Raw genomic sequence first — 21,689 nt, 5'->3', positions numbered from 1 at the left:
GCGGCGAGGGACGGCTCATCGACGTGGCCTCGATCGCCGCTTACCAGCCCTTGCCGTCACGGCGACCTGCGGAGCGACCAAGGTATTCGTGCTCTCCTTCACGGAGGCGCTCTGGCTCGCGGGGATCGCAGGTCGGCGGTGCTACGGTGCCCCCATGCGTCCGCCCGCCCCGCCCTCCATCACGCGCCGAACGTTTCTGCGCAGCGCCGCCGCGGGCGCGGTCGGGCTCGGGGCCGCCGACGGCTTCCTCATCGAGCCCCGCTGGCTGGAGATCACCCGCCACGACGTCCACGTCGCCGGCCTCCCCCGCTCGCTCGATGGCTTCACCATCGCTCAGCTCACCGACGTTCACCTCACGTCGATCGGCGGTTTGCACGAGTCCCTCTTCGCCGCGGTGCAGAAGGTCGCTCCGCAGCTCGTCGTCCTGACCGGCGACGTCATCGACGCGGAGGCCTCGCTGGGCGCGCTCACGGGCCTCTGCAAGGGCCTGGAGGGCTCCGGGCGGAAGGTCCTCGCGACGCTCGGCAACTGGGAGCACTGGGGCAAGGTCCCTGTCGAGAGGCTCGACGAGGCCTATGCGCGCGGCGGCGCGAGGCTGCTCGGCAATGAGCACACCCGGCTGCCGGAGGGCCTCGTCGTGGCCGCGACCGACGATTTCTGCAGCGGCCACCACGACGTCGTCCCGGCGCTCCGGCACCTCCCCGAGGGCCCCGCGCGCCTCTTCCTGACGCACGCGCCCGGCCTCCTCGACGAGGTGCCCCCCGGCGCGCCCCGCTTTGACCTCGCCCTCAGCGGCCACACCCACGGCGGCCAGGTGCGCCCGCTCGGCTTCTCGCTCGCGGTGCCGCCCGGCTCGGGGCGCTTCGTCGCCGGCCCTTACGAGACGCGCGTGGGCCCCGCCTACGTGAGCCGTGGCATCGGCACCAGCGTCGTCCCGGCGCGCTTCCTTTGCCGGCCGGAGCTGCCGGTCTTCCGACTCGTGCAGGGCTGAGGAGCGCCGGGGTGTCCTCCCGCTCCTGCGGCGCGGCAAGATCAAGAGCCCGTGGCGCCGCGCCGACCTGAGCCGAGCCGCAGGGGGTGAACCGGCGCGAGCCGTCGCTGGACGGCCCCGCCCCTACTCGCTCGCGCCGATCTTGTCGAGGAACGCGTAATATTCGTCGACCTTGTCTCCCGGGACCACGTCGACGCCGATGTTCACCCGGCTCGCGTCGCCCATCATCAGGGGAGAGAGGATCTGCTTTGTCGCGTCGAGGCCGATGATCTTGATGCCGTAGATGATGTAGGGAGCGATGTAGCCCTCGTAGTACTGCCGCTGGGTGTGGGTGGCCTTGATGCGCCCCTTGCGCATGAACTCGACGGTCTTCGGGTCGAAGTCGAACGCGACGACGGGGAGCTCCGGCTTGCCCACGAGCTCGGCGAGCATCGCGCACCTGTAGGAGATGTTGAACAGGCCGACCATGCCCACGACGGGCGGATCCGCGGCCTCGAACTGGGGCTTCATCCAGTCGAGGTCGAACTGGTCGTCGCCGGCGAAGATGGCTTGAGTCGCCAGGACCTTGTAACCGGCGCTCTCGAGCACCTGTCGGGCACCCACCGTCCGATCGATCCCGTCGGCCCACCCCTCGACGGTGTGGCCGTGGATCATCACCGTGCCCGGCGGCGGGGGCAGATCCTCGAGCAGGGTCGTCGCCGCCGTGGCTCCGGCAGCCCCGTTGAGGGTCCCGACGTAGAGCGCGCGCTTGTCGGCCGCCACGTCGGTATCGAGCGTCACGACGTGGACCCCGCTCGCGACGGCCTCCTCGATGGCCTCTTTCTGTCCATCGCCGAAGGGCGCGACGCCGATCCCCTCGGCGCCGCTCGCCACCATCTCCTTGATTTGCTCGGTCTGGATATCCTGCGATTCACCGCCATCGTTCGACTGCCCGGCGGGCGCGAACACGTTCCCCGTGACCCCGAGCTCACCCATGGCCCGATTGGCGCCCGTGGCGACCGGCGCAAAGAAGCCGGTCATGGTCTTCAGCAGGATCGCCATGTGCATCGGCTGGATCGGGTTCTCGTTCATCTCGGCGACGAGGTTGTCGATCGTGGCCTCGAGCTCCACCGGAGTGAACTCATTCGCCGGCGTCGGCGCTCGTGTGAGGAGCGCGACCTTCTCGCCTTCGCCGATGCTCTCGCTCGACCCGCACGCCGCTGTCATCAGCGTGAGCCCGAAGACCGCCATCCGACATCGCCCCATCACCCTCATGACGCCCTCCTCACCCGCAGCTCGCTTGTTGCGTCCAGCGGTCCACGGCTGATCGTTTGAGATACGACGCCGCGGATCGGGCTGTCAACAGAGCTCGGAATAATCCACTGGATCTGTAAGGCAGGCGGGCGTTCACGATGTGAACGTGGGTGCGCCGGGATCAACCGGCATGGAGATGGGTATGCGAGAGGCCCACGCCGAGGCAGGGCGGACCGACAGACGGCGTGGACCGGACCTACGAGGGCTGGCCGGTCGGCATGATCGTGACCTGCTGGAGGTTGACGCGCTTCGGCAGGCTCACGGTGAACGCGATGGTCTCGGCCACGTCCTCGGAGGTGAGCCACTCCATCTGCGACCTCGACCCCTCGAGCCAGTCGCGCGCGCCGGGGAAGTCGACGTGGCTCTGCAGCTCCGTGCCGACGATGCCTGGCTCGATGGCCGTCACACGCACCCCCTTGGAACCGAGCTCTGCGCGGAGGTGGACCGACAGATGCGTGACGAACGCCTTCGTCCCGCTGTATACAGCGAAGGCCGGGAAGATGTTCTTGCCGGCGATCGACGAGATGTTCACGAGGTCCGCCGGCCCCGGGCCGGAGCCCGCCTGCACGAGCGCCGATGTGAACGCGCCGATGACGTTCATCAGGCCCGTGATGTTGAGATCGATCTGCTGCTGCCACTGCTCGACACGCCTGGCCTCGATCGGGTTCGGCAGCATGATGCCGGCGTTGTTCACGACGATGTCCACGCGCCCGAGCTTCTCGATGACCTCGGAGGCGACGCGCTCGACGGCCCCTCGATCGGTCACGTCGACCTGCCACGCGACGGCTTGGCCGCCGGCCTCCCGGATGGCGTCGCTGAGCGCATCGAGCCTGTCCTTCCGGCGGGCGAGCAGCGCCACGCGCGCGCCGCGGGCGGCGAGCGCCTTCGCCGTCGCCTCACCGATGCCGCTCGATGCTCCTGTGATGACGGCGACGCGCCCCGCGAGCGCGCCCTGGGTCTGCTGAGCCATGTCTCACTCCTCTCGATAGGGCCGTGCCTGCCTGCGCGGCCAGTTGACGCGACAAGAGATAGCCGCGACGGCTGCAAACGGAAGGCACGGAACTATCGAAGGCATGCTCGATCCTATGAGCGGGGCGACATCCCCCTGGCGCCGTCTCGACCCGGGCGGGTAGGATGACGCGTATGTCGAGCGCGACGCGATCGAGCAACTCGCTGGCCGCCGGGATCGCCGCGCTGGCGCGCCACGAGGGGTTCAACAGCACGCGTCACCCGGGCGTCGGCGTCTACCGCGTGACCGTCGCGGAGCCGCCCACGCCCACCCTCTATCCTTCCAGCTTGATCCTCGTCGGCGCTGGAGAGAAGCAGGCGATCCTGGGCGACAAGACGTTCGCTTACAACGCCGGCTATTACCTTGTCGTCACCTCGCCGCTGCCGATGCTCTGCAGGATCATCGCGTCGGTCGATGAGCCCATGCTGGCCTTGGTGGTCGAGATCGAGCTCGCCATGCTGCGCGAGCTGCTCCTCGAGGAGGAGAGCGTGCTGCCGGCGCCCCGGTCGGCGCGCTCGACGCGCAGCGTGTTTCGCGCGCCGCTCCCGCGCGACCTCGAGGACGCTGGGTCCCGCTTGCTCGCTTGCCTGACCGATGAACGACGCACGAGGGCGCTCGCGCGGCAGACCATTCGCGAGATGCTCTTTCTCGTGCTCGACGGCCCCTATGGCGATCCGCTCCGCGAGCTCGCGGAGGGGCCGGTGAGCCAGCTCGCCCACGTCCTCCGCCAGATGAATACGAGGTTCGCCGAGCGAATGAGCGTTGGTGACCTGGCGCAGCTGGCGCACATGAGCGTCCCGACGTTCCACCAGCACTTCAAGGCGATGACCGGATCCTCGCCGCTTCAGTACACGAAGGCGCTCCGCTTGACGCGCGCACGCCAGATGCTCCATGCGGGAGGCATGGTGAAGGCCGTCGCGCACGACGTGGGTTACGAGAGCGAGTCGCAGTTCAGCCGGGAGTACCGCCGGTTCTTCGGCTGGCCGCCGTCGGCGGACTCCCACGCGGCGCCGCGCGCGCGTCCGTGACGAGCCGCGCCTGCCAGCGACGCCGGACACCGCGGCGCGGCGCTTCGCTCAGATGTCGCCGCCGACCTCGCTCCCGAGGCGCTTCGCCGCTTCCTCCCAGGTGGCCTCCCGCTCGCTCCCCTCCCACGAGATCACGTTGCTCGTCCCGCGGCTGATGGAGGAGGCCTGGCCCATGGCCTTGACGTGCGCCGGGCTGCCGACGAACGCATACATGTCCAGCTCGCTCTCCCAGACGGTGAGCGTACGGACCGCAGCGCACGAGGAAGAGCTCGTGGCCGCCACCGCGACGAGGCCCTTCATCGTGAACAGGCTTTCCATGACAGGACCGGAGAGCTCTGTCATCGTCGGCGCCATCTCGGGCTTCATGGCGAGGTAGGTCGTCGAGACGAGGTAGCTCCCCGGCTTCAACGCGCCGGTGCCGGCGTCGACGCCGGGGCCCGCGAGCTCGAGCCTCCCCTCTCGGTCCGGCTCGAGCTCCCCCTTGGAGCACCCGTCGAACGGCGCGCTCGGCGGCGCGCCTCCACCGCCGCTCGGCTCGTCCGCGGTCCCCCCGTTCGCGGAGGACGCGCCGTCGCCGTCGTCAGCGCAGCCTCCGGCCGCCATGGCGGCGAGCATCCCCAGACCGACCGCAATGCGCTTCAGCAACAGTCCATTCATCATGTGAGCTCTCCTCTCCTCATCCTCTCGTCGTGACGTCACAAGGGCTGTACGACAGCGAAGTACAGGCCGTCGAACGAGCGCCCGAGCCGCTTCGAGGCGAAGCGCTCGGCGAAGCCCATGGCGGTGACCCGCACCTCGTCGGCGCGGGAGCGCGCGGCTCGCGACGACGACAGGGTGACGACCCAGCGGCGCTCCCCTTCCGCCCTCTCGACTTCCATGTACGTGTACGAGCCGGCGTCGAGCCGCTGCACGACGCGCCCCTCGAAGCGCGCTCCCTCTCCGGCCGGCAGCACGAAGGCCGACAGGGGCCCGAGCGGGCCCGCGCCGGCGCCCTCGGGAGCCGGGAGCCAGCCCGCGCTGGCGCAAAGCCCGACCGCGCTGGCGCCGAGGAGCGCGAGGGACACCACCGTCACCGCTGCGAGGCGCGTCCGCCGGCGCCCGACCTGTCTCATCGCGATCATCGCTCTCTCCCTTGCTTGCGCGCCATCGGCACGCCGCGATCGCACCCTGTCTCCCGCGAGCGGCCGCGGCTCGCGCCGGCGGACGAGGGCACGCCAGCGCGCGACCGGCGGCATCAGCGCGCGCGCGGATGGCGCGGATTGCGGCCGGCCGCGCAGCGCCTCGCGCCCCCACGCCGCCCGCGCGCCGCCTGTCACCGCTCGTCGCGCGGCGCCGCCGCTCGTCGCGAGGCGGTGCCGCTCGTCGCGCGTCAACGACCGTTCGTCGCGTTCCTCTCTCGGCGCGGCGGCCGTCTGCTATCCTGTCGACATCGTGGCCGCCGCCCGCAGTGAGACCAGGCCGTCGCGACCCGTCCTCATCCCGCGCGCAGCGATGTGGTTCGGCGCGGTCTCGCCGCCTTTCATCACCCTGCTGCTCGACGATGACGCGATGGACGTGCTCCGATGGGATCACCCCGGCCGGTGCTGGGCGGCCGCGCTGCGCGGTCTGGCCGCGATCACGCTGTACACCAACGTGATGGTGCTCGTGCATGCGGCTGCCTACAACGCCGGTCTGGCGCGATTGCCTCTCCAGAGGCTCGCCCGCCCCGTCCGGTTCGCCGTCTACGGCCTGACCACTGCCGTCGTCGTGACCGCGGGCACGCTGCTGTCCATCCCGGTGTTGGGCGCGGTGTCACCTGGCATGGTGAAGGATCCGCTCGGCCTGGTCGTGAAGGGCATCCTCATCAGCATTCTGTGGCTCGGCGCGATCTACATGTACGCGCAGTTCATGGCGCGCATCCGGACGGAGAAGCTCCTGGCGCACCGGGAGCAGCTCGCCGCGCTCGATGCCCGCGTGCGGCTGCTCCAGGTGCGAACGAACCCTCACTTCCTGTACAACAGCCTGAACAGCGTCATGAGCCTCATCGCCACCGATCCCGAGCTCGCCGAGGAGACCCTGGGGCGGCTCGCCAAGCTCTTTCGCTACTCGCTCGAAGGCTCGGAGCAGCACGTCGTCCCGCTCGGCGAAGAGATCGCCAACGTGACCGACTACCTGGAGGTCGAGACGATCCGCTTCCGGGAGCGGCTCCGGGTCGCGATCCTCGTGGACCCGGCGCTCCACGCCATCAAGGTGCCGCCGATGCTGCTCCAGCCGCTCGTGGAGAACGCCGTCAAGCACGGCGCCAGCCGCCGCGTGGAGGGTGGCACGGTGACGCTCCGCGCCGAGCTCGCCGGCGACGATCTGCTGCTGTTCGTGCTCGACGACGGCCCCGGCCCGGACGGCTCGAGCCACCGTGGAACCGGCACCAGCCTGCTGGATCTCCGGGAACGGCTGCGGCTCCTCTATGGAGACGAAGGCCGTCTGTCCGCGGGGGTCGGTCCCCACGGAGGGTTCATGACCCGGCTGCGCCTGCCGGCGCGGTGGAGCCGGTGACCGTGCGCGTGCTCGTTGTCGACGACGAAGCGCTCGCGCGGGCGCGGCTCATGCGCATGCTCGCCCGCGTCGAGGACGTCGAGGTGGTCGGAGAGGCGGCGACGGGCGCGCACGCGCTCGAGCGCACGCGCGAGCTCCAGCCCGATCTGCTCTTGCTCGACGTGGACATGCCGGGACTGGACGGGTTCGGCGTGGCGGAGGCGGTCGGCATTCCGCTCGTTGTCTTCACCACGGCGCACGCGCAGTACGCGGCGCTCGCCTTCGAGGCCGATGCGGTGGACTACCTGCTCAAGCCCGTGGTGCAGGAGCGCCTCGAGCGGGCCCTGGAGAAGGTCAGACAGCGCCTGCTCGCGCGGTCGGTCATGGCCACCTCGGCGCGTCCACCGGAGCCGCCCGCGACGCCGGCGCCGGCGGCTCCGGCGCCTGGAGAGCGCGCCGCCGAGGCGGCCGCCGGGGTGAGCGCGGCCGCGCTCCTGACGGTGCACGAAGGGGGCAAGGTCCGCTTCTTCGATCCGCTCCTCGTCACGCGCTTTCGCGCCGAGGACAAGTACACGGCTTTCCTCTTCGACGGCGAGGAGCATCTGTTGCGGGAGAGCCTGAGCACGCTGGAGGAGCGCCTCGCGCCCTTCGGCTTCGTCCGTGTGCACCGGGCCGAGCTCGTTCGGGCGAGCGCGGTGCGGGCGCTGACGCCGGACGCCGGCGGTGCGCTGCTCCACCTCTCCGACGGTCAGACCGTGACGGTGAGCCGTCGCTCGTTGCCAGCGCTGAAGCAGCTCCTTGGGCTGCGCTAGCGCCACGGTTCATGTCGAACAGCGGCCGGTGATCCGCGCCCCCTCCCGCCACGGCTCTCCGCCATGGCGGGAGGGATCTCGGCAGGTTCAGAACTCGAGGTCGAGGACGTACTGGACCGAGTCGCCCAGCGTGAGCCTGTCGTTCGGATCGGGGTAGGCGTCATCCGGCTGACCATGGTCGTGGAACACGACCACGTACGACTCCCCCTCGGGGAGGGGATAGGTCGTCGCCCGATCCGCGCAACGCGCCGGCACGGAGGCGGTCCACCTGGGCGCCATGTCGGGCTCGTTCACGACGGGGGGGCCGTTGGGATCGACATAGGGTCCCACGCAGAGCACGGGCTGCAGGGTGCTCCCGCCAACCGTCCTGACGGACACCGCCCTTGCCCCGGTGGTCGCCTTGCTGATGCGATAGACGTCCTTCTCGCCGCGCCCGAGGTAGCCTGTCACGCCGCTCTCCGTCAGCCAGAAGTCCGGTCCGGACTCGTACGCGGCCTGCAGGGACAGGACGTCGTCCGCGCCGACGTCGTCCGTGGGGCCCAGCGGATCCCACGTGACGGTGTTCGTCGTCGTGCCGCGCGGCTTGTACCCCGAGAGCACGAACGTCGCCTTGCCGTACTGCGCCTGCGGCGCGATCGCCTCCGAGGTGCGCTCCCAGAGGAACTCATACGGGGTGCTGCCGGAGGCATCGGGGTTGGTGGCGTCGAAGACGTACCAGGGACCGGTGTCGCTGTTCGGGGCCGAGCTGCTGTTCGACTGCTTGCCGCCGTGGTGGGGAACGGTGGGGATGTACGCCTCCGTGAAGAAATGGTTCCCCCAGCCGCCAAGGTTGCCGTCGCTGGACACGACCCGGGAGAGGACACCCGCGCTGCGGGCGATGGCCGCCAGGACCGGAGCGTAGTCGTAGCACTGGACGCCCCCGATGCCGTCCTCCCAGCTGAGCTGCGAGCCGGGCTTTCCGTACTGGAGCGACTCGGCGGGATCCAGCCCATCGCTCAGGAAGATGGACGACACATCGCCCAGGTTGGTGGCCTGGCTGTACCGGTAACGCTGCGTGACGAGCCGGTACAGCCGGCGCATTGTCTCGAGCTCGCTCGCCGTCCCCTGCGCCGCCGCCACCGCGTGATCCAGGAACGAGAACTTCGACTCGTCCGTGGTCCGGCGGAACGCCCCGGTGAGCTTCGTGTGCACCTCGTACGGCGGCGACCACTCGTAGAGCACCGTGAAATGGTCGCGGATGCTGTCCTGATCGCTGCCGTACGCGCCGTGCACGTTGACGCCGTCCTCGTCCTCGTCGTAGCCGTACGTCTCGAGCTCTGCCTTGGAGATGGCGCCGCTGGCGACGAGCGGATAGGGGTTGTGGATCGCGTAGAACACGACGTCCTGGCCGATCCGGGCGCCCGAAGGGGCGAAGGCGCGCACGAAGTAGCGCCCGACGGGCGCGTCGCCCGGCACGGTGATCCGCCAGTGCTCGCGGTTCCGGCTGGAGAACGCGCCGCTCGTGAAGATCCCGCCGCTGTAGTCGCCCTCGGCGGGCAGCGACTTCGCCCAGGGGACCTCCGCGCCCGTGGCGTCCGAGATGATCCGCAGCGTGGCGTTCTGGGTCCCGTTCAGGCTCGAGTCCTCGACGGCCACCGAGAACGTCGTGCCGCGGCGGACGGGCGGAGGACGGACCCCGTTCGTGACCGTGGCGCCCTGCGCGAAGGCCACGCCCTCGCTCCAGGCGTCGTAGTCGCCCGTGCGCATCGCGCCCTGGTAGAGGAACTGGACCCGGTCCCAGCTCGTCTTGGCGCCCGCCGGCGCGAAGCTCTTCTCGCTGACGCCGAACCAGAACTTGGCAGGATTGTAGCTGCTGGCGCCGAGCGAGAACTCGAGCGTGTGCTCCGCCGCGTTGAGCTGCCCCAGCGGGAAGTTGTAACGGCCCTGATCGAACCCGCGGCGATAGAGCAGGTTGCCGTTCAGCTTCACGTTGTCGGCATGGGCGAACTGGCTGGGATCGGTGTTCCGGTAGGCGCCTCCCTTGAGGAACACGGGGGACGCCGAGCCATCCACGGCGACCTTGGCCTTGACCTGCACGGCGGCGCTCGGGGGGTCGACCCAGCCGATCTTCAGGGAGCTCCCCGAGACGTCGGTCGCCTTGAAGCTCAGGGTGCGGCCCGCGTTCGGGGCGACGTAGCTGAGCTCGACGCGGTACCAGCCCTGGCGTGAGCTGGAGAGCTCGTACGTCTGCTGGCCGCTCGAGTTCCACAGCGTTTGCTCGGTCTGGTCCGGCTCCCCCGGGCGCGAGGTGACCTTGACCGACTCGAACCTGTGGTTCCAGTCCACCTGCCCCGTCGACGTCTTCGCGGCGACCTCGAACCGGATCCTCTCTCCGTTCGTGTCGGGTTGATAGACGTGGACGATCTGCGTGAAGGTCCCCGAACCGGAGAGCGTCTGCTCGACGGACTTCAGGTAGACCCTGCCAGGTACCTCGAGGGCCCGGAGGGGCGCCAGGGTCTTCTGGAGAGCCTCATCCGGGATGTTGGGGATGCTCGCGAGCTCCTGGGCGGAGGTCTCGATCGGGGCCTCGAGCGCGAGCTCGTCGTCGGCGCATCCGACGATCGGGCCGAGGGCGCCGAGGAACAGGAGGGCCAGAGCGTCGCCGTGACGGGCGGCGCGCCGGGCGCGACGAGACGTGACCTGCGTCGACGAGATGCTGGTGTCGATCATGATGCCTTCCTCGGAGACGCTGGGCCCCGCGCGTTCGGGCGGGCGTACGGCGTGAGATGCCCATCGCGGTAAGCCGGCTCGCCCGCGGGCGCGCGGTGCCCAGCATGGATTCGATCCGACGGATACCTGGAGCATTGTAAATACATTTTCAAAATCGGAATCTGCATGTCTGTCATGCATCCTCTGCATGTCATCGCCGTCGCCTCGCGCGGGCGTGAGCGCGGCGGCGCCGGCGTTTGGTCCGACCCGGTGGCCGCCGCGCTGACGCGAGCCAGAGCGTGGCGTCCGCCGGGGCGCTCCGGGCGCGCCGCGCGGCCGACGTGTGGCGCCGGGCAGGCGCGACGACACGGCCGAGGCGCTGTGCGCTCCCGGGCGGCGCTGCGTGTCGTTCGCGGGGACGGTGCCTTGTCGGGGGCGGGTCCGCGCATTAAAGCCATCGAGGATGAACTCGAACGGCCCTGATGATCCGGCCCGCTCGGGCAGTCAGGAGCTGAGCCTCCGGGAGAACCACGACGCGGAGCGCATCCTCTGCGCCGCGCAGGATCTATGGCGCGCGCGCGATCTCCAGAGCATCCTGCAAATCGCGTCCCGAGCCGCCCGGGAGCTCACAGGCGCCGATGGCGCGTCGTTCGTCCTCCGCGAAGGCGAGCTCTGCCATTATGCCCAGGAAGACGCGATCTCCTCGCTCTGGCAGGGCAGACGGTTCCCGATGTCGAGCTGCGTCAGCGGGTGGGTGATGGAGAATCGATCGCCGGCGGTCGTCGATGACATCGCCCTCGATCCCCGGATCCCCATCGACGTCTACAGGCCGACGTTCGTGCGGAGCATGGCGATGGTGCCAGTCCACGCCCGCGCTCCCCTCGGGGCGCTCGGGAGCTACTGGGGCACTTCGCGCGCGATCACGGCGCGCGAGCTGGCGCTGCTGCAGGCGCTCGCCGACGGCGCCGCGCTGGCGATGGAGAACCTCGTGCTCCGCGACGATGCGGAGAGAGCCCAGGCGCGGATGAGCGAGCTCGAGGCGGCGAGCTGCGAGCTCGCGGAGCGGTATCAGGCGCTCACGGACGGCCAGCGGCAGAGCGACGCGCTGAACGAGCTCCTCGCGCACGACCTGCGGAGCCCTGCCGCGGGCATCATGCTGGTCGCCAGGAGCCGGCTGCGCGATCCGGACATCCCGGAGCGGGAACAGCACCGCTGGAGCAAGGTGCTCTGCTCGGCCGAGCTCATCCAGCGCACGGCGATGAACCTGCTCGACACCTCGAGCCGCGAGATGGGGGCGCTCGTCCCCCGGCTCGAGGAGATCGATCTCGCTGTGTTGATCGAAGAGGTGGCCGAGATCCTGGAGCCGCACGCGGCCTCGCGCAGGCAGCGCATCGAGCTCCGCCCGGGCGCGCCCGGCGGCTGCCGCATCCGCGCCGACGGCGACCTCCTGCGCCGGGTGCTGCAGAACCTCGTCGACAACGCGATCCGCCACGGCCCGGCGCGCAGCGCCGTGCACGTCGAGGCGCGGCGGCGCGACGCGCGCTCGGTGGAGGTGGTCGTGCGCGACGAGGGCCCCGGCGTCCCTGTCCATCTGCGCGACCACATCTTCGACAGGTACGCCCGTCTCGGCGTGCAGGGCGCCGGCCTCTCGGCCGGCCGAGGCCTGGGGCTGACGTTCTGCAAGCTGGCCGTCGAGGCGCACGGCGGCACGATCGAGGTGAGGGACGGCGAGGGCCGGGGGAGCTGCTTCTGCGTGCTGCTCCCGGGGTGACGGCGTCGAGAGTCGCGCGCGAGCTCGCGCACCACGCCGTGTACGAGCGCAGCAAGCATCCGTTCGATCACGAGGCCCTGCTGGCCAAGAGCGCCGCGAGTCGTGGTGACCGACCCGAACAGCATCCAGAACACCTCGGCGCGCCCGCGCTCCATCGAGGTCCTGCAGGTAGCGCGCCGCCGGCAGCGCGAGACCGAGGAGCATGGAGAGGCCGCAGGCTCCCAGGGAGGGCGTCCCTGGCTCCGGAGCGGCCGGTGATGGTAGGCCTGGACGATGCACGAGCCGAGCGTGAGCCAGGTGGTCGCCGAGCTGCGCGCGCTCGGCGTGAGGCCGGGCGGCGTCCTCCTCGTCCACACGTCGTTCAGGGCGGTGCGGCCGATCGAGGGCGGGCCGCTCGGGCTGATCCGCGCCCTGCGCGCCGCGGTCGGGGACGATGGCACGCTCGTGATGCCGACGATGACCGACGGACAGAGCGTGTTCGATCCCCGGTCCACGCCGACCGCTGGCATGGGGATCACCGCCGAGACGTTCTGGCGTCTGCCCGGCGTGCTGCGCAGCGGCCATCCCGGCGGCTCGTTCGCCGCCGCGGGGCCCCTCGCCGAGCGCCTCTGCGCGCCGCAGCCGCTGTCACCCCCGCACGGGCCGGACAGCCCCCCGGGCCGCGTCCACGCGCTCGGAGGCCAGGTGCTGCTGCTCGGCGTCACGCACGCCGAGAACACGACGCTGCACGTCGCGGAGGCCATCGCGCGGGTCCCCTACGCGGTCGCGCACCCGTGCGTGGTCGAGGTCGACGGCGTGGCCCGGACCGAGATGATCCACGAGACGGATCACTGCTGCCGTCGCTTCGGGCTCGCCGATGGCTGGCTGCGCGGGCGGGGGCTCCAGCGGGAAGGCAGGGTGGGCAACGCCCACGCGCGCCTGTGCGCTTCACGCGACCTCGTCGCGGTGGCGGTCGAGCACCTCGCGAGGAGCCCGCTCACGTTCCTCTGCCCGCCCGACGAGGGCTGCGAGGAGTGCGACGTGGCGCGCGCCAGCGCGCCAGCGCCCCGACGGACCGGGGCCTAGGAGATGATGGATCCAGACCCCGGTAGACCACGTGCGCGACGCCTCGCGTGCGGCCAGGTCCTTCTGCTCGGCCTGCCCGCGTTGCCCGGCGGTCAGCGCGATGATGCCTTGATGACGGCGAGAGCAGACGTGTACTCAACCATCGCCGTGGCGATGATTGCGGCTTGCTGCTCGAGTGTCGCTGCAAGCGCGAGGGCCTCGCGCTTCCGGAAGAGCGCTTCGCGGGCGAGGACTTCGTCCCCCGCTCGGACCGCGAGCTTCGCATTTCGCTCCCATTCCACCGCGTTCGCAGCCTGAAGCGCGGCCTCTCGCGCCAGCGCCGCGCCGTACCTCTCGAGTGATTCCAGGCGGCGCTGGACTTCCTCGAATCCACGCGCTCTCTCTTCCCCGGCGCTCGGCTGGGAATACAAGCGACGTCGCAGCCTCGCAAAGGCGCGAACGAGCCGATGAGGTACGGTCTCCCGGGCTCGCGCGGGCTCGAGCCTGGCAATGCCAGGTGCGATGTCATCGATGCGCTTCAGATCGCGCTCGATACGTCCGGCGAGCTCAGCGAGCTTCCCGTCCTTGGATTCCATCTCGATTGTCCCGTCTGCCTCACGAGGACGTGGGATCCGCCCGCCCTGCGCTCGGCTCCCCCGCGAGCTGAGCGAGCTCGGCGACCAGCAGTCGGTGCCCGAGGTCGAGCTCGGACAAGGACCGAAGATGCCCGTACTTGCGATCCCAGGCGCCGGACTCGAGGTCGGCCTGAAGGGACGCGAGACCTTCCGCGAGATCGTGCTCCCTCGCGAGCGCGAAGTTCGAGATATTTCGGCGGATCTCGCTCTCCAGGTACATCTCGGGGCGCCCCCAGTACGCGGTGAACAGACCGTCGACGCAGTCGCGAGGCAGCCGGACCGGGAGCGCCTTCACCAGCCGGAGCTCTTCCTGGACCGCCTCGACGATCGCGGAGGTCCTTCGCGATGGATCGAGCGCGGGGAGATAGTCCTCCGTCAACCAGAATGGAGTACCGCTCTTCGCGTCCCGTAGAAAGATGACGATTCGCTTGCGCGCGACCCGACGAAGCTCCCGTAGACCAGCCCGCAGGTCGGTCCAGTGCTGGACGGTGTTCACGGCCAGGGCGGCGTCGAAGTCGCCGTCACGGAGCGGCAGGCTCTCGGCGCTGGCCCGGATCACCGGCGCGGAGCGCGGCGACCGCTGCGCGATCATCGTCTCCGAGGGCTCGACCGCGAGCACCTCTCGATCCGCCGGCTCATACGCCCCTGTACCCGCGCCCACGTTCACCACCGATCGCGCGTCGCCGAGCGCGTCGTTGATCAACGCCGCGATCCGGGGATCCTGTCCGCGCGTCGCGCCGTAGCTTCCGCCGATGCGGTCATAGAGCGTGTTCATGTCCTTCCGTGCTCATCACGATCGTGATCGCGGGGTGCATGCAGCGATTCCCATCTCTCACAGCGCGAACGTCAGCGCGTCCTGGCGTTCATCCGTGGGCAGCCGGGCGTCAACGCACCGGCTCGTACTCGAATGTGGCTGTTGAACCAGCGGTCACATCATACGAATCGCCCAGCACCCGGAGTCGGTAGAGCGCACCATGCTCAGCATCCCACACCAGCAAGCCAAGCCCGATGCGGTACGACTCGTCGCTCTCATGAATCGTTAGCGCACTCAGGTGTGCGAGCGACGCCCACTCCGAGCAAGCAGCCACGTCGGTCGGGATGTCCGCCAGCCTGGCAAAGGACGCTCCCACCTCACAGACCGATCCCTCCACAGGAGACCGAAGATAAGTCGACCTCGACATGTGGGCACCAAGGTCTCCAGCATCAGACACGGTCCCATCTGAAAGTCGCACGTGTTCGCCGGCCTCGCCGATGTTCTGCACCGCCAACGTGACGGTCTTTGGCCACGCGCCAGGTTCGGAGGATGGTTTCGTTCCGGTATCGTCCTCCCCGACGGGCGCTCCGGTATCGTCCTCGCCGATCGGCGCTCCGGTATCGTCCTCGCCGATCACGGACCCTCCACACCCCACGGTCACCGCCAGCAGCGCGAGGCAGGCTCCAGTGCACAGCCGTCCTGCGTATGTTCTCGACCCGGGTTTCATCGTCGGCATCTCCATTTCTCTTCTGGACCGCTCGGCCCGTCCTGGTTCGTTGATCGTGACGGAACAAAGACAGCCTTTGCACGGGCCACGGGTCCGCCGGCAGCACGCGAGGGAGCGCTGCGTCGAGCGCCGACCCCACCGCGTCGTTCCGCGCCCGCGCATCGCATCGTGCGAGGGTAGCGTAATCGACGGCCACCCCGCCCTGTCAAGGAGGCCAGCACAGGACGATGTCAGTTCACGCGCGCCAACTCGCCGACGCCTGCGGCGGCGTGGCCAGCGTTCGAGGCGCGCCGGGACGGATCGCCGGGCGTGGCGATACAGCTGCGCTGATTGAGCAAGCGCTTGCTCATGATGCGCGGCGCTGCGCGCCCCCCTCTCGCCGCCATCGCGGCGAAGAGAGACCGCCGGCGCCGCGATATGCGGCAGTTCGCGCGGCCGGACGGCGCAAAGCGCCGTGGACACCGCCCCGAAACGAACGCCGGAGCGCGCTGGAACGCGCCGTGCACTGTGCAATGCGCGACGCGCAACGGCCGGAGCTCGTTCGCGCTCGGTGCTCCCGACGCTCCGCGCCGGCCGCCCATTTCCATGAGCGGACGGCGCGCGCCGGACGCGCCGAGAGGGAGACCGGCGTCGAGGACGCACGCAAGCTGCGCCTTCACGCCGATATCCATCGATCGACAAGCAGAGCCCCGCGATCGCGGATCTTCAACCATCCCCCGTTCTCTCCGGCCCGAGCGCCGGAAGAGGTGAATCGACATGAGCCCTCGCATCCAGCGTGTTTCCCCGATCCCCCACCCCCCGTTCCCCTCCTGCAGCCCGCCGGTGCGCCGCTTCACGTCCCTCGCGGCGCTCCTCGTCGCGGCCGGCGTGTCGTGCGCCCCGCCCCACGACGCCGGCGATCCCGACGCCGCCGAGGCGAGCGACGCCGTCGCGTCCCAGGCGGCCGGCGCCGACGGCCCCGGCGACACCGGCCGGGCGCGGTCGGCCCTCGTGACGGCCGCCGCGGTCCTCCCCGCGGCGGAGCTCGATCGGGTCGCGTACGCGGCTGCCGCCGCGAAGGTCAACGATCCCAGGCTCGATCTCCTCGCCGACGCGACGAGCCGGCTCGCGGCGCGCCACCCGGGGCTGACGGCGGCGGAGTACCAGAGCGCCATCGCCGAGATGTGGACGCGCCTCGAGGCGAGCCAGCCGAACGCGCTGCACGACCTGAGCGGCCAGGAGATGCGCTTCATCACCAGGACGCTCGCGCGCATGGTGCCCGGGCTCGGCAGCGGCGCGGCCGCGGACGCGCTGCGCGAGGCCGCGCGGAGCTACCTGTCCGCCCTGCGCAGCGACCTCGACGAGATCCGCAAGGTGTCGCCCCTCGACGCGCTCCACGACCAGCACGGCGCGGCCCAGCGGTTCCGCGAGGCGTGCTGGGAGCGCCTGCACGGCGCGGCGCGGGAGAGCAGCGCCCTGGCCGCCGCCGTCGACGGCAGCGTCCTCGAGGCGCGCCTCGCCGTGAGCACCAGCGACCCGGCCATCCACATCCTCGGCGTCCACCAGGTCGAGCCGCTGCGGAGCTTCGTGCTCGCCAACGTCCAGGCGGACGGCAGCCTCTCCGCCAGCCAGAGCGCGGTGGAGACCCTCATCGAGGCGGCCGGCAGCGCGGCGCTCGCGCAGACAAGGGCCTACGCCGACAACCTGTTCGCCCTCGACGCCGCAGAGCAGGAGTTCCTGAGCTCCAGGTCACCCGTCGGCGCGGCGAGCGCCGGCGCGTCCGCGCTCGCTGCCGATGCGAGCGACGCGGAGGCCAAGCTGAAGAAGGCCATCGAGGATGCCACGAAGAAGCAAAAGCAGCTCGCCGACAAGCTCGACAGCGTGAAGTCTGGCGCGACAGGCGCCCTGCGGGTCGCCGCCAAGCTGGCGTCGCTCTCCAACGACCCCGGCTTCGCGGACGACATCGAGATCCTGAGCAAGACGACCTCGATCCTCCTCGACACCTTCTCCAAGCACTCGAAGGGCGCAATCGAGACGGCGTCGAAGCTCGCCGGCATCCTGAAGCTGGGCGATACGGGCTTCAAGGTCCTCGGCGCCGCCGTGTTCACCGGCGACCTTGTCGGGGCGGTCTTCCAGATCATCTCGCTGTTCAGCAGGGACGACAAGCCGTCGATCAACGAGAAGATCCTGCAGAACCTGCGCGACATCCGCGAGCTCGTCGGCGACGTCCGCACCGAGATGCACGCGCGCTTCGATCGCCTCGACCAGAAGCTCAACGACGTCTACGACGCGGTGATGGAGCAGTTCGAGCACGTCAACTTCGAGCTCGGCGAGCTCGAGGTGGATCTCGAGGAGGTGCAGCTCGCCCTGTACACCGTGCAGGCCGACCTCAACCGGCTGGACCGCAACATGTACGCGTTCCTCGACGCGGCGGAGCGGCAGCCGCTCGTGGAGGGCATCGCCGGCTTCCTGAACTACGAGCAGCGTACAGGGCTCGAGATGGCGTACAGCCCGACCTTCCTCGACGGCGAGAACCGCTTCTACACCTGGAGCTATTTCACCTCGAAGGACGCGATCCAGGCGGGACCGACAAGCCGGAGCTTCGATGACGCGCAGATCGCGACAGAGCTCGGCAACTACCCGCTCGCGACCAACATCAATTACCTGAGCGAGCTCTCTGCCGTCCGGTTCGGCCTCTCGCGGCTGTCGACGGAGCGGCTGGCGAACCCGCTCACCTGGATGACGGCGGCGGAGAGCTATGCGCAGCTCGGCGAGGAGTGGCCCGAGCACGCGGGCGAGATCGACCCGGGCCGGCTGGAGCGCGTCATCGACGCGGGCGAGGACCTGGCGGCGGGCCTCGACCGGATCGCCTCGCCCGCGCTGATGCGGCGGCTGTCGGACCACTACCGCGGCAAGGTGACCGCGCTGAGCGACGCCATCGCGCAGTTCGAGGCGACGTTCGAGGGCGCCCCGAGCCGCAAGCTCCACGGCATTGACCTGTGGAGCGGCGCCGACCAGATCCCGGCCGCGCACGACATCACGGGGAACAAGCAGCTCCCGTCGTGCCGGAACAAGGCCTTCAGCGGCGGCCGGGCGTCGTTCGAGCTCGATCTCGGCCCCTTCGCCGCCGACTACGCGCCGCTCGCGCCGCTCATGATCGCGGACAACCTGGGCGGGCTCTCCGACCTGAAGCCGTGCATCCACGCGGCGTGGACCTGGGAGAAGGCGACGGAGCTCCCCTGGGGGTGGAACTGGACCTTCCGGCTCGATTTCGCGGTCCGGGTGAACTACGGCGCGACGACGGTCCACGACATCTGGTTCACGACGAGCACGCGGCAGACGCGGCTCATCCGGACCTACGACCCGCCGTTCGACCCCGACACCTTCTGGTCGCCCGAGGGGCGGCTCACCGAGGCGGTCTGGAGCCAGCGCGCGCTGTCGTGGCGCCAGCTCCTGGCCACCTCGGCCCTCCTGAACCAGGCGCGCACCGCGGTGCACGGCAAGCTGGAGGATCTGCAGCGGCAGTTCTACGGGCAGGTGGCGACCAAGCTCGGGCAGCTCGGCGATCCGATCCAGGTCGCCGGCAGCCAGCTCACCGGCTCGAAGGCGCTCTGGGAATCGTACGTGGCCCTCGGATTCCCGCTCTCCCTCGAGCAGAACGACGCCCTGCGCGCGCTCCTCTACGGCGGCGAGTCGCTGCTCACCGGCGCCGGCGGCGGCGCAGGCGCCCTGAGCAGCGTCCGCGACATCTACCTCGCCATGAGCCAGGCCGACGATCTCCCGGAGGACAACCTCCTTCCGGCGGTCGTGTCGCTCTCGCGGGAGCGCTCCGATCGGCTGCTGACCACGCTGAACGATATCAACGCGGAGATCCGCGCGGCCGAGGAGCTCGAGGGCAGCGCGCTCGTCCGGGGGACCCTCACGCGCCTGTACCTGCTCAAGGCACAGACGCCGGGCGGCTGAGCGGACAAGGCCCCGGGGCGCGCGGCGCTGCGTGAGGCGCGCGCGCCGGCGCTGGCAATCTAGCCCCGCCGGGCGCCGCGGCCGCGGATCAGCGGGAGGTAGACCTCGTCGACGATCTCGACGAGCACGCCGTCGGGCACGCTCGGCGCGCCGCGGGTGATGAACTCGTTGCGCAGCAGGACGACGGCCACCGTCGCGACGCGGGGGTGCAGGGCCTCCGGCGGCGCCTCGCCGCGCGCGACGGCGCGGCCGAGGATCGTCAGCCACAGCGCGCTGCCGCCGTCGTTCGATGCCTCCTGGACCTGCCTCAGCAGCTCGGGATCGTCGCCGATCCCCGCCAGGAGGCCGCGGAGCACGTCGCCCAGCGGCGAGGACCACTGCCGGTTCGCCCCCCGCAGCAGCTCGAGCACATCGGCGCGCAGCGAGCCGGTGTCGGGCAGCGCCACGCTGCTCTCGGCGAACTCCCTGTACGCGGCGACGGCGAGCGCCGCCCGGCTCGGCCACCGGCGGTAGATCGCGTTCTTGTTCGTCCCCGCGCGCTTCGCGACCCCGTCCATGGTCAGCCCGGGGAAGCCGACCTCGGCGAGCTCCTCGGCCGCGGCGCGCAAGATCGCCTGCTCCAGGACCACGCCACGCCGCCGCTCGGCCATCACGCCGTTACCCGCCTCTTGAATGTGATTTGAATTACATTGCGCGCACGACGGGGCGACTTAAGGTACTGTCAGTACCTTAACCGGAGCGCCACCGACGATGCGAGCCCACGGCATTTGCTACGACACAGGCTTTTTCAACAAGGGCAACAGCACCCACGAGCCGTTCGACGCTGACCGCGTGCGGCGGGACATGCGGGTCATCCGCGACGAGCTGCGCTGCACAGCGGTCCGCATCACCGGCGGCGCCCTGGACCGGCTGACGATCGCCGCCACGCACGCCGCGGCGGCGGGCCTGGAGACGTGGATCTGCCCGTTCACCACCGACCTGACCGGCGACGAGCTGCTCGCGCTGCTCGCCGGGTGCGCCGACCACGGCGAGCGGCTCCGCCGCGAAGGGGCCGAGGTCGTGATCGTCACCGGCTCGGAGCTCAGCCTGATGAACAAGGGCTTCGTGCCAGGCGAGACGTTCGTCGATCGCAGCAAGGTGATCGCCGTGCCGGGGCCCGAGCTCCGCGAGCTGCTCGCCGCGATCCCGGCCCGCATGAACGAGCTCCTCGCCAGGGCTGTCGCGGTGGTCCGCGCGCGGTTCGGCGGCAAGATCAGCTACGCCTCGCTCCCGTTCGAGGGCGTCGACTGGGCGCCGTTCGACATCATCAGCACGGACACAGGCTACCGCTACGCGCAGATCGCCGACAGGTTCCCCGGGCTCATCCGCGCCTTCGTCGCCCAGGGCAGGGCCCAGGGAAAGCCCGTCGCGATCACCGAGTTCGGCTGCGCGACCTACAAGGGCGCGGCCGACGCCGGCCCGCGCGGCGGCGACATCGTCGTGTGGGACGAGGCGACCGCCACGCCGCTCGGGCTGAACGGCGCGTACGCGCGCGACGAGGCCGAGCAGGCGACGACGCTGCGCGAGCTTCTCGAGATCTTCGAGGCCGAGGGCGTCGACGCCGCGTTCGTGCACGTCTTCGCCCACTACGCGCTGCCGCACGACCCGGACGACCCGCGCAAGGACCTCGACCTGGCCAGCACCGGCGTCGTGCGGGTGCTCGAGGACGGCACCTGGGAGCCGAAGCAGGCGTTCTCGATGCTCGCCGGCCGCCACCGCCGGCGGGGCTCGCCCGGCGACGGCTCGTCGAGCACCGGCGCCGCCGGCGCGACCGGAACGCCAGCGTGATGGGGAGCGCCCGAGGCGATGGCCCCGAGACCCTGCTGGGCGGAATGGTCCACCGCCTCGCTCAATCCGTGTTGCTCCACGTCAGCACGGCGGCGCGTGGGTAGGGGCCGAACCCCGAGAAACCATGGCTCAGCTCGGGCTCGCCCGTGAGGACGCTCCACACCCAGGCTTCGTGCGAGTCTTTCAGCCGGCTCTGATCGACGGCCAGGAAACCCGACAGCATATAGCGCGCCAGGACACCGTTGATGAAGCCGGCGTCTTCTTCGTCGAGCCCCCGCGTGGCCCCCGCCCCGAGATGCTTTGGACCGTCAAAGTAGGCGTACAGCTCTATCTCTGGCCCAACGAGGGTGTTGCCCGGCAGGAGACAATCGTTGGCGAGCGGCACGTAGATGCCTTCGATTTCAGGGTGCAGGCAGGAGGTGCCGCCCGTCTGGTTCGAGTACAACACACCGCTCGGGAACGACACGATCGCACCGAAGCCAACCGCGCTCCCCAGATCAACGACGGGCATTCTCATGGCATCTATTTAGCGCCGCACCGCATCGGCGCCGCTCTTCTTCGGACATTCACGGGGAGGCGGGGAGCGCTTGACACGGGCGGACGTCCTGGCGTCTCGTGGGCTCCGCAGCGCGGAGCGCGGGTCCGGCGCCCGTTCGC

At 70.3% G+C, this 21,689-nt stretch carries 19 protein-coding genes; 8 read left to right on the top strand and 11 right to left on the bottom strand.

Annotated features, from left to right (window positions below; genetic code table 11):
* The first annotated feature begins 154 nt into the window (after positions 1 to 154).
* The gene (locus WMF42_RS41930) at positions 155 to 991 is read left to right on the top strand and encodes a metallophosphoesterase (RefSeq protein ID WP_061606649.1); all 837 of its coding nucleotides are present in this window, start codon (positions 155 to 157) and stop codon (positions 989 to 991) included.
* Between the two features lie 123 nt (positions 992 to 1,114).
* Here WMF42_RS41930 and WMF42_RS41925 read toward each other — a convergent pair whose 3' ends face one another.
* Together WMF42_RS41925 and WMF42_RS41920 are read right to left on the bottom strand one after the other, a co-directional pair.
* Entirely contained in the window at positions 1,115 to 2,245 is a 1,131-nt protein-coding gene (locus WMF42_RS41925) for a sugar ABC transporter substrate-binding protein (RefSeq protein WP_437688717.1), read from the bottom strand.
* Between the two features lie 235 nt (positions 2,246 to 2,480).
* Entirely contained in the window at positions 2,481 to 3,254 is a 774-nt protein-coding gene (locus tag WMF42_RS41920) for an SDR family oxidoreductase (RefSeq protein ID WP_437688715.1), read from the bottom strand.
* 173 nt (positions 3,255 to 3,427) lie between these two features.
* Between WMF42_RS41920 and WMF42_RS41915 the strand changes: the two genes are divergently transcribed.
* Positions 3,428 to 4,321 (top strand): AraC family transcriptional regulator, encoded by an 894-nt coding sequence (locus WMF42_RS41915; RefSeq protein WP_061606626.1) that lies wholly within the window; start codon positions 3,428 to 3,430, stop codon positions 4,319 to 4,321.
* A gap of 48 nt (positions 4,322 to 4,369) precedes the next feature.
* On the opposite strand, the gene WMF42_RS41910 is transcribed toward WMF42_RS41915, so the two are convergent.
* Together WMF42_RS41910 and WMF42_RS41905 are read right to left on the bottom strand one after the other, a co-directional pair.
* Complete coding sequence (locus tag WMF42_RS41910; RefSeq protein WP_437688713.1) at positions 4,370 to 4,981, bottom strand: hypothetical protein; 612 nt, start codon at positions 4,979 to 4,981, stop codon at positions 4,370 to 4,372.
* A 35-nt stretch (positions 4,982 to 5,016) separates the two neighbouring features.
* Positions 5,017 to 5,442, bottom strand: a complete 426-nt coding sequence (locus WMF42_RS41905; RefSeq protein WP_437688711.1) for a hypothetical protein — start codon at positions 5,440 to 5,442, stop codon at positions 5,017 to 5,019.
* Positions 5,443 to 5,812: 370 nt separating this feature from the next.
* On the opposite strand from WMF42_RS41905, the gene WMF42_RS41900 reads away from it, so the two are divergent.
* Together WMF42_RS41900 and WMF42_RS41895 are read left to right on the top strand one after the other, a co-directional pair.
* Positions 5,813 to 6,853 (top strand): sensor histidine kinase, encoded by a 1,041-nt coding sequence (locus tag WMF42_RS41900; protein ID WP_061610731.1) that lies wholly within the window; start codon positions 5,813 to 5,815, stop codon positions 6,851 to 6,853.
* Between the two features lie 2 nt (positions 6,854 to 6,855).
* Positions 6,856 to 7,644 (top strand): LytR/AlgR family response regulator transcription factor, encoded by a 789-nt coding sequence (locus tag WMF42_RS41895; RefSeq protein ID WP_199693957.1) that lies wholly within the window; start codon positions 6,856 to 6,858, stop codon positions 7,642 to 7,644.
* Between the two features lie 87 nt (positions 7,645 to 7,731).
* On the opposite strand, the gene WMF42_RS41890 is transcribed toward WMF42_RS41895, so the two are convergent.
* Complete coding sequence (locus WMF42_RS41890) at positions 7,732 to 10,353, bottom strand: transglutaminase-like domain-containing protein (RefSeq protein ID WP_437688708.1); 2,622 nt, start codon at positions 10,351 to 10,353, stop codon at positions 7,732 to 7,734.
* Between the two features lie 442 nt (positions 10,354 to 10,795).
* On the opposite strand from WMF42_RS41890, the gene WMF42_RS41885 reads away from it, so the two are divergent.
* Positions 10,796 to 12,103, top strand: coding sequence for a sensor histidine kinase (locus WMF42_RS41885; RefSeq protein ID WP_437688707.1), 1,308 nt, complete (start codon positions 10,796 to 10,798; stop codon positions 12,101 to 12,103).
* 273 nt (positions 12,104 to 12,376) lie between these two features.
* Positions 12,377 to 13,168, top strand: coding sequence for an AAC(3) family N-acetyltransferase (locus tag WMF42_RS41880; RefSeq protein WP_437688705.1), 792 nt, complete (start codon positions 12,377 to 12,379; stop codon positions 13,166 to 13,168).
* Between the two features lie 92 nt (positions 13,169 to 13,260).
* Here WMF42_RS41880 and WMF42_RS41875 read toward each other — a convergent pair whose 3' ends face one another.
* The 4 genes from WMF42_RS41875 to WMF42_RS41860 form a co-directional block, all read right to left on the bottom strand.
* Positions 13,261 to 13,743, bottom strand: a complete 483-nt coding sequence (locus WMF42_RS41875) for a PspA/IM30 family protein (protein WP_061610736.1) — start codon at positions 13,741 to 13,743, stop codon at positions 13,261 to 13,263.
* Positions 13,744 to 13,762: 19 nt separating this feature from the next.
* On the bottom strand, positions 13,763 to 14,557 hold the full coding sequence (locus WMF42_RS41870) for a class I SAM-dependent methyltransferase (protein WP_437688703.1): 795 nt from the start codon (positions 14,555 to 14,557) through the stop codon (positions 13,763 to 13,765).
* 109 nt (positions 14,558 to 14,666) lie between these two features.
* A complete protein-coding gene (locus WMF42_RS41865) occupies positions 14,667 to 15,272 on the bottom strand; it encodes a hypothetical protein (RefSeq protein ID WP_437688701.1) in 606 nt (201 codons plus the stop codon).
* Positions 15,273 to 15,493: 221 nt separating this feature from the next.
* On the bottom strand, positions 15,494 to 15,934 hold the full coding sequence (locus WMF42_RS41860; RefSeq protein WP_061610739.1) for a hypothetical protein: 441 nt from the start codon (positions 15,932 to 15,934) through the stop codon (positions 15,494 to 15,496).
* 85 nt (positions 15,935 to 16,019) lie between these two features.
* Between WMF42_RS41860 and WMF42_RS41855 the strand changes: the two genes are divergently transcribed.
* Positions 16,020 to 19,205, top strand: coding sequence for a hypothetical protein (locus WMF42_RS41855; protein ID WP_437688699.1), 3,186 nt, complete (start codon positions 16,020 to 16,022; stop codon positions 19,203 to 19,205).
* Positions 19,206 to 19,264: 59 nt separating this feature from the next.
* Here the strand turns inward: WMF42_RS41855 and WMF42_RS41850 are convergent, their stop codons facing one another.
* Positions 19,265 to 19,855 (bottom strand): TetR/AcrR family transcriptional regulator, encoded by a 591-nt coding sequence (locus WMF42_RS41850; protein ID WP_199693964.1) that lies wholly within the window; start codon positions 19,853 to 19,855, stop codon positions 19,265 to 19,267.
* A 100-nt stretch (positions 19,856 to 19,955) separates the two neighbouring features.
* Here WMF42_RS41850 and WMF42_RS41845 point away from each other — a divergent pair, with 100 nt between their 5' ends.
* On the top strand, positions 19,956 to 21,032 hold the full coding sequence (locus WMF42_RS41845; protein ID WP_437688697.1) for a hypothetical protein: 1,077 nt from the start codon (positions 19,956 to 19,958) through the stop codon (positions 21,030 to 21,032).
* 61 nt (positions 21,033 to 21,093) lie between these two features.
* Here WMF42_RS41845 and WMF42_RS41840 read toward each other — a convergent pair whose 3' ends face one another.
* Positions 21,094 to 21,549 carry a DUF6210 family protein gene (locus WMF42_RS41840; RefSeq protein WP_061610742.1) on the bottom strand — a complete coding sequence of 152 codons (456 nt, stop codon included), beginning with the start codon at positions 21,547 to 21,549 and terminating at the stop codon, positions 21,094 to 21,096.
* Positions 21,550 to 21,689: the final 140 nt, after the last annotated feature.

Source organism: Sorangium sp. So ce176 (assembly GCF_051519835.1).
GTDB lineage: Bacteria > Myxococcota_A > Polyangia > Polyangiales > Polyangiaceae > Sorangium > Sorangium cellulosum_G.
This window is presented reverse-complemented; position numbering and strand designations above follow the sequence as displayed.

Bases quoted from the DNA above. Each gene is read 5' to 3' on its own strand.
- WMF42_RS41905 (WP_437688711.1), bottom strand. From the start codon at position 5,442: ATGATCGCGATGAGACAGGTCGGGCGCCGGCGGACGCGCCTCGCAGCG.
- WMF42_RS41865 (WP_437688701.1), bottom strand. From the start codon at position 15,272: ATGCCGACGATGAAACCCGGGTCGAGAACATACGCAGGACGGCTGTGC.
- WMF42_RS41900 (WP_061610731.1), top strand. From the start codon at position 5,813: ATGTGGTTCGGCGCGGTCTCGCCGCCTTTCATCACCCTGCTGCTCGAC.
- WMF42_RS41890 (WP_437688708.1), bottom strand. From the start codon at position 10,353: ATGATCGACACCAGCATCTCGTCGACGCAGGTCACGTCTCGTCGCGCC.
- WMF42_RS41920 (WP_437688715.1), bottom strand. From the start codon at position 3,254: ATGGCTCAGCAGACCCAGGGCGCGCTCGCGGGGCGCGTCGCCGTCATC.
- WMF42_RS41915 (WP_061606626.1), top strand. From the start codon at position 3,428: ATGTCGAGCGCGACGCGATCGAGCAACTCGCTGGCCGCCGGGATCGCC.
- WMF42_RS41930 (WP_061606649.1), top strand. From the start codon at position 155: ATGCGTCCGCCCGCCCCGCCCTCCATCACGCGCCGAACGTTTCTGCGC.
- WMF42_RS41875 (WP_061610736.1), bottom strand. From the start codon at position 13,743: ATGGAATCCAAGGACGGGAAGCTCGCTGAGCTCGCCGGACGTATCGAG.
- WMF42_RS41910 (WP_437688713.1), bottom strand. From the start codon at position 4,981: ATGATGAATGGACTGTTGCTGAAGCGCATTGCGGTCGGTCTGGGGATG.
- WMF42_RS41845 (WP_437688697.1), top strand. From the start codon at position 19,956: ATGCGAGCCCACGGCATTTGCTACGACACAGGCTTTTTCAACAAGGGC.
- WMF42_RS41870 (WP_437688703.1), bottom strand. From the start codon at position 14,557: ATGAACACGCTCTATGACCGCATCGGCGGAAGCTACGGCGCGACGCGC.
- WMF42_RS41880 (WP_437688705.1), top strand. From the start codon at position 12,377: ATGCACGAGCCGAGCGTGAGCCAGGTGGTCGCCGAGCTGCGCGCGCTC.
- WMF42_RS41850 (WP_199693964.1), bottom strand. From the start codon at position 19,855: ATGGCCGAGCGGCGGCGTGGCGTGGTCCTGGAGCAGGCGATCTTGCGC.
- WMF42_RS41885 (WP_437688707.1), top strand. From the start codon at position 10,796: ATGAACTCGAACGGCCCTGATGATCCGGCCCGCTCGGGCAGTCAGGAG.
- WMF42_RS41840 (WP_061610742.1), bottom strand. From the start codon at position 21,549: ATGAGAATGCCCGTCGTTGATCTGGGGAGCGCGGTTGGCTTCGGTGCG.
- WMF42_RS41925 (WP_437688717.1), bottom strand. From the start codon at position 2,245: ATGAGGGTGATGGGGCGATGTCGGATGGCGGTCTTCGGGCTCACGCTG.
- WMF42_RS41860 (WP_061610739.1), bottom strand. From the start codon at position 15,934: ATGGATATCGGCGTGAAGGCGCAGCTTGCGTGCGTCCTCGACGCCGGT.
- WMF42_RS41855 (WP_437688699.1), top strand. From the start codon at position 16,020: ATGAGCCCTCGCATCCAGCGTGTTTCCCCGATCCCCCACCCCCCGTTC.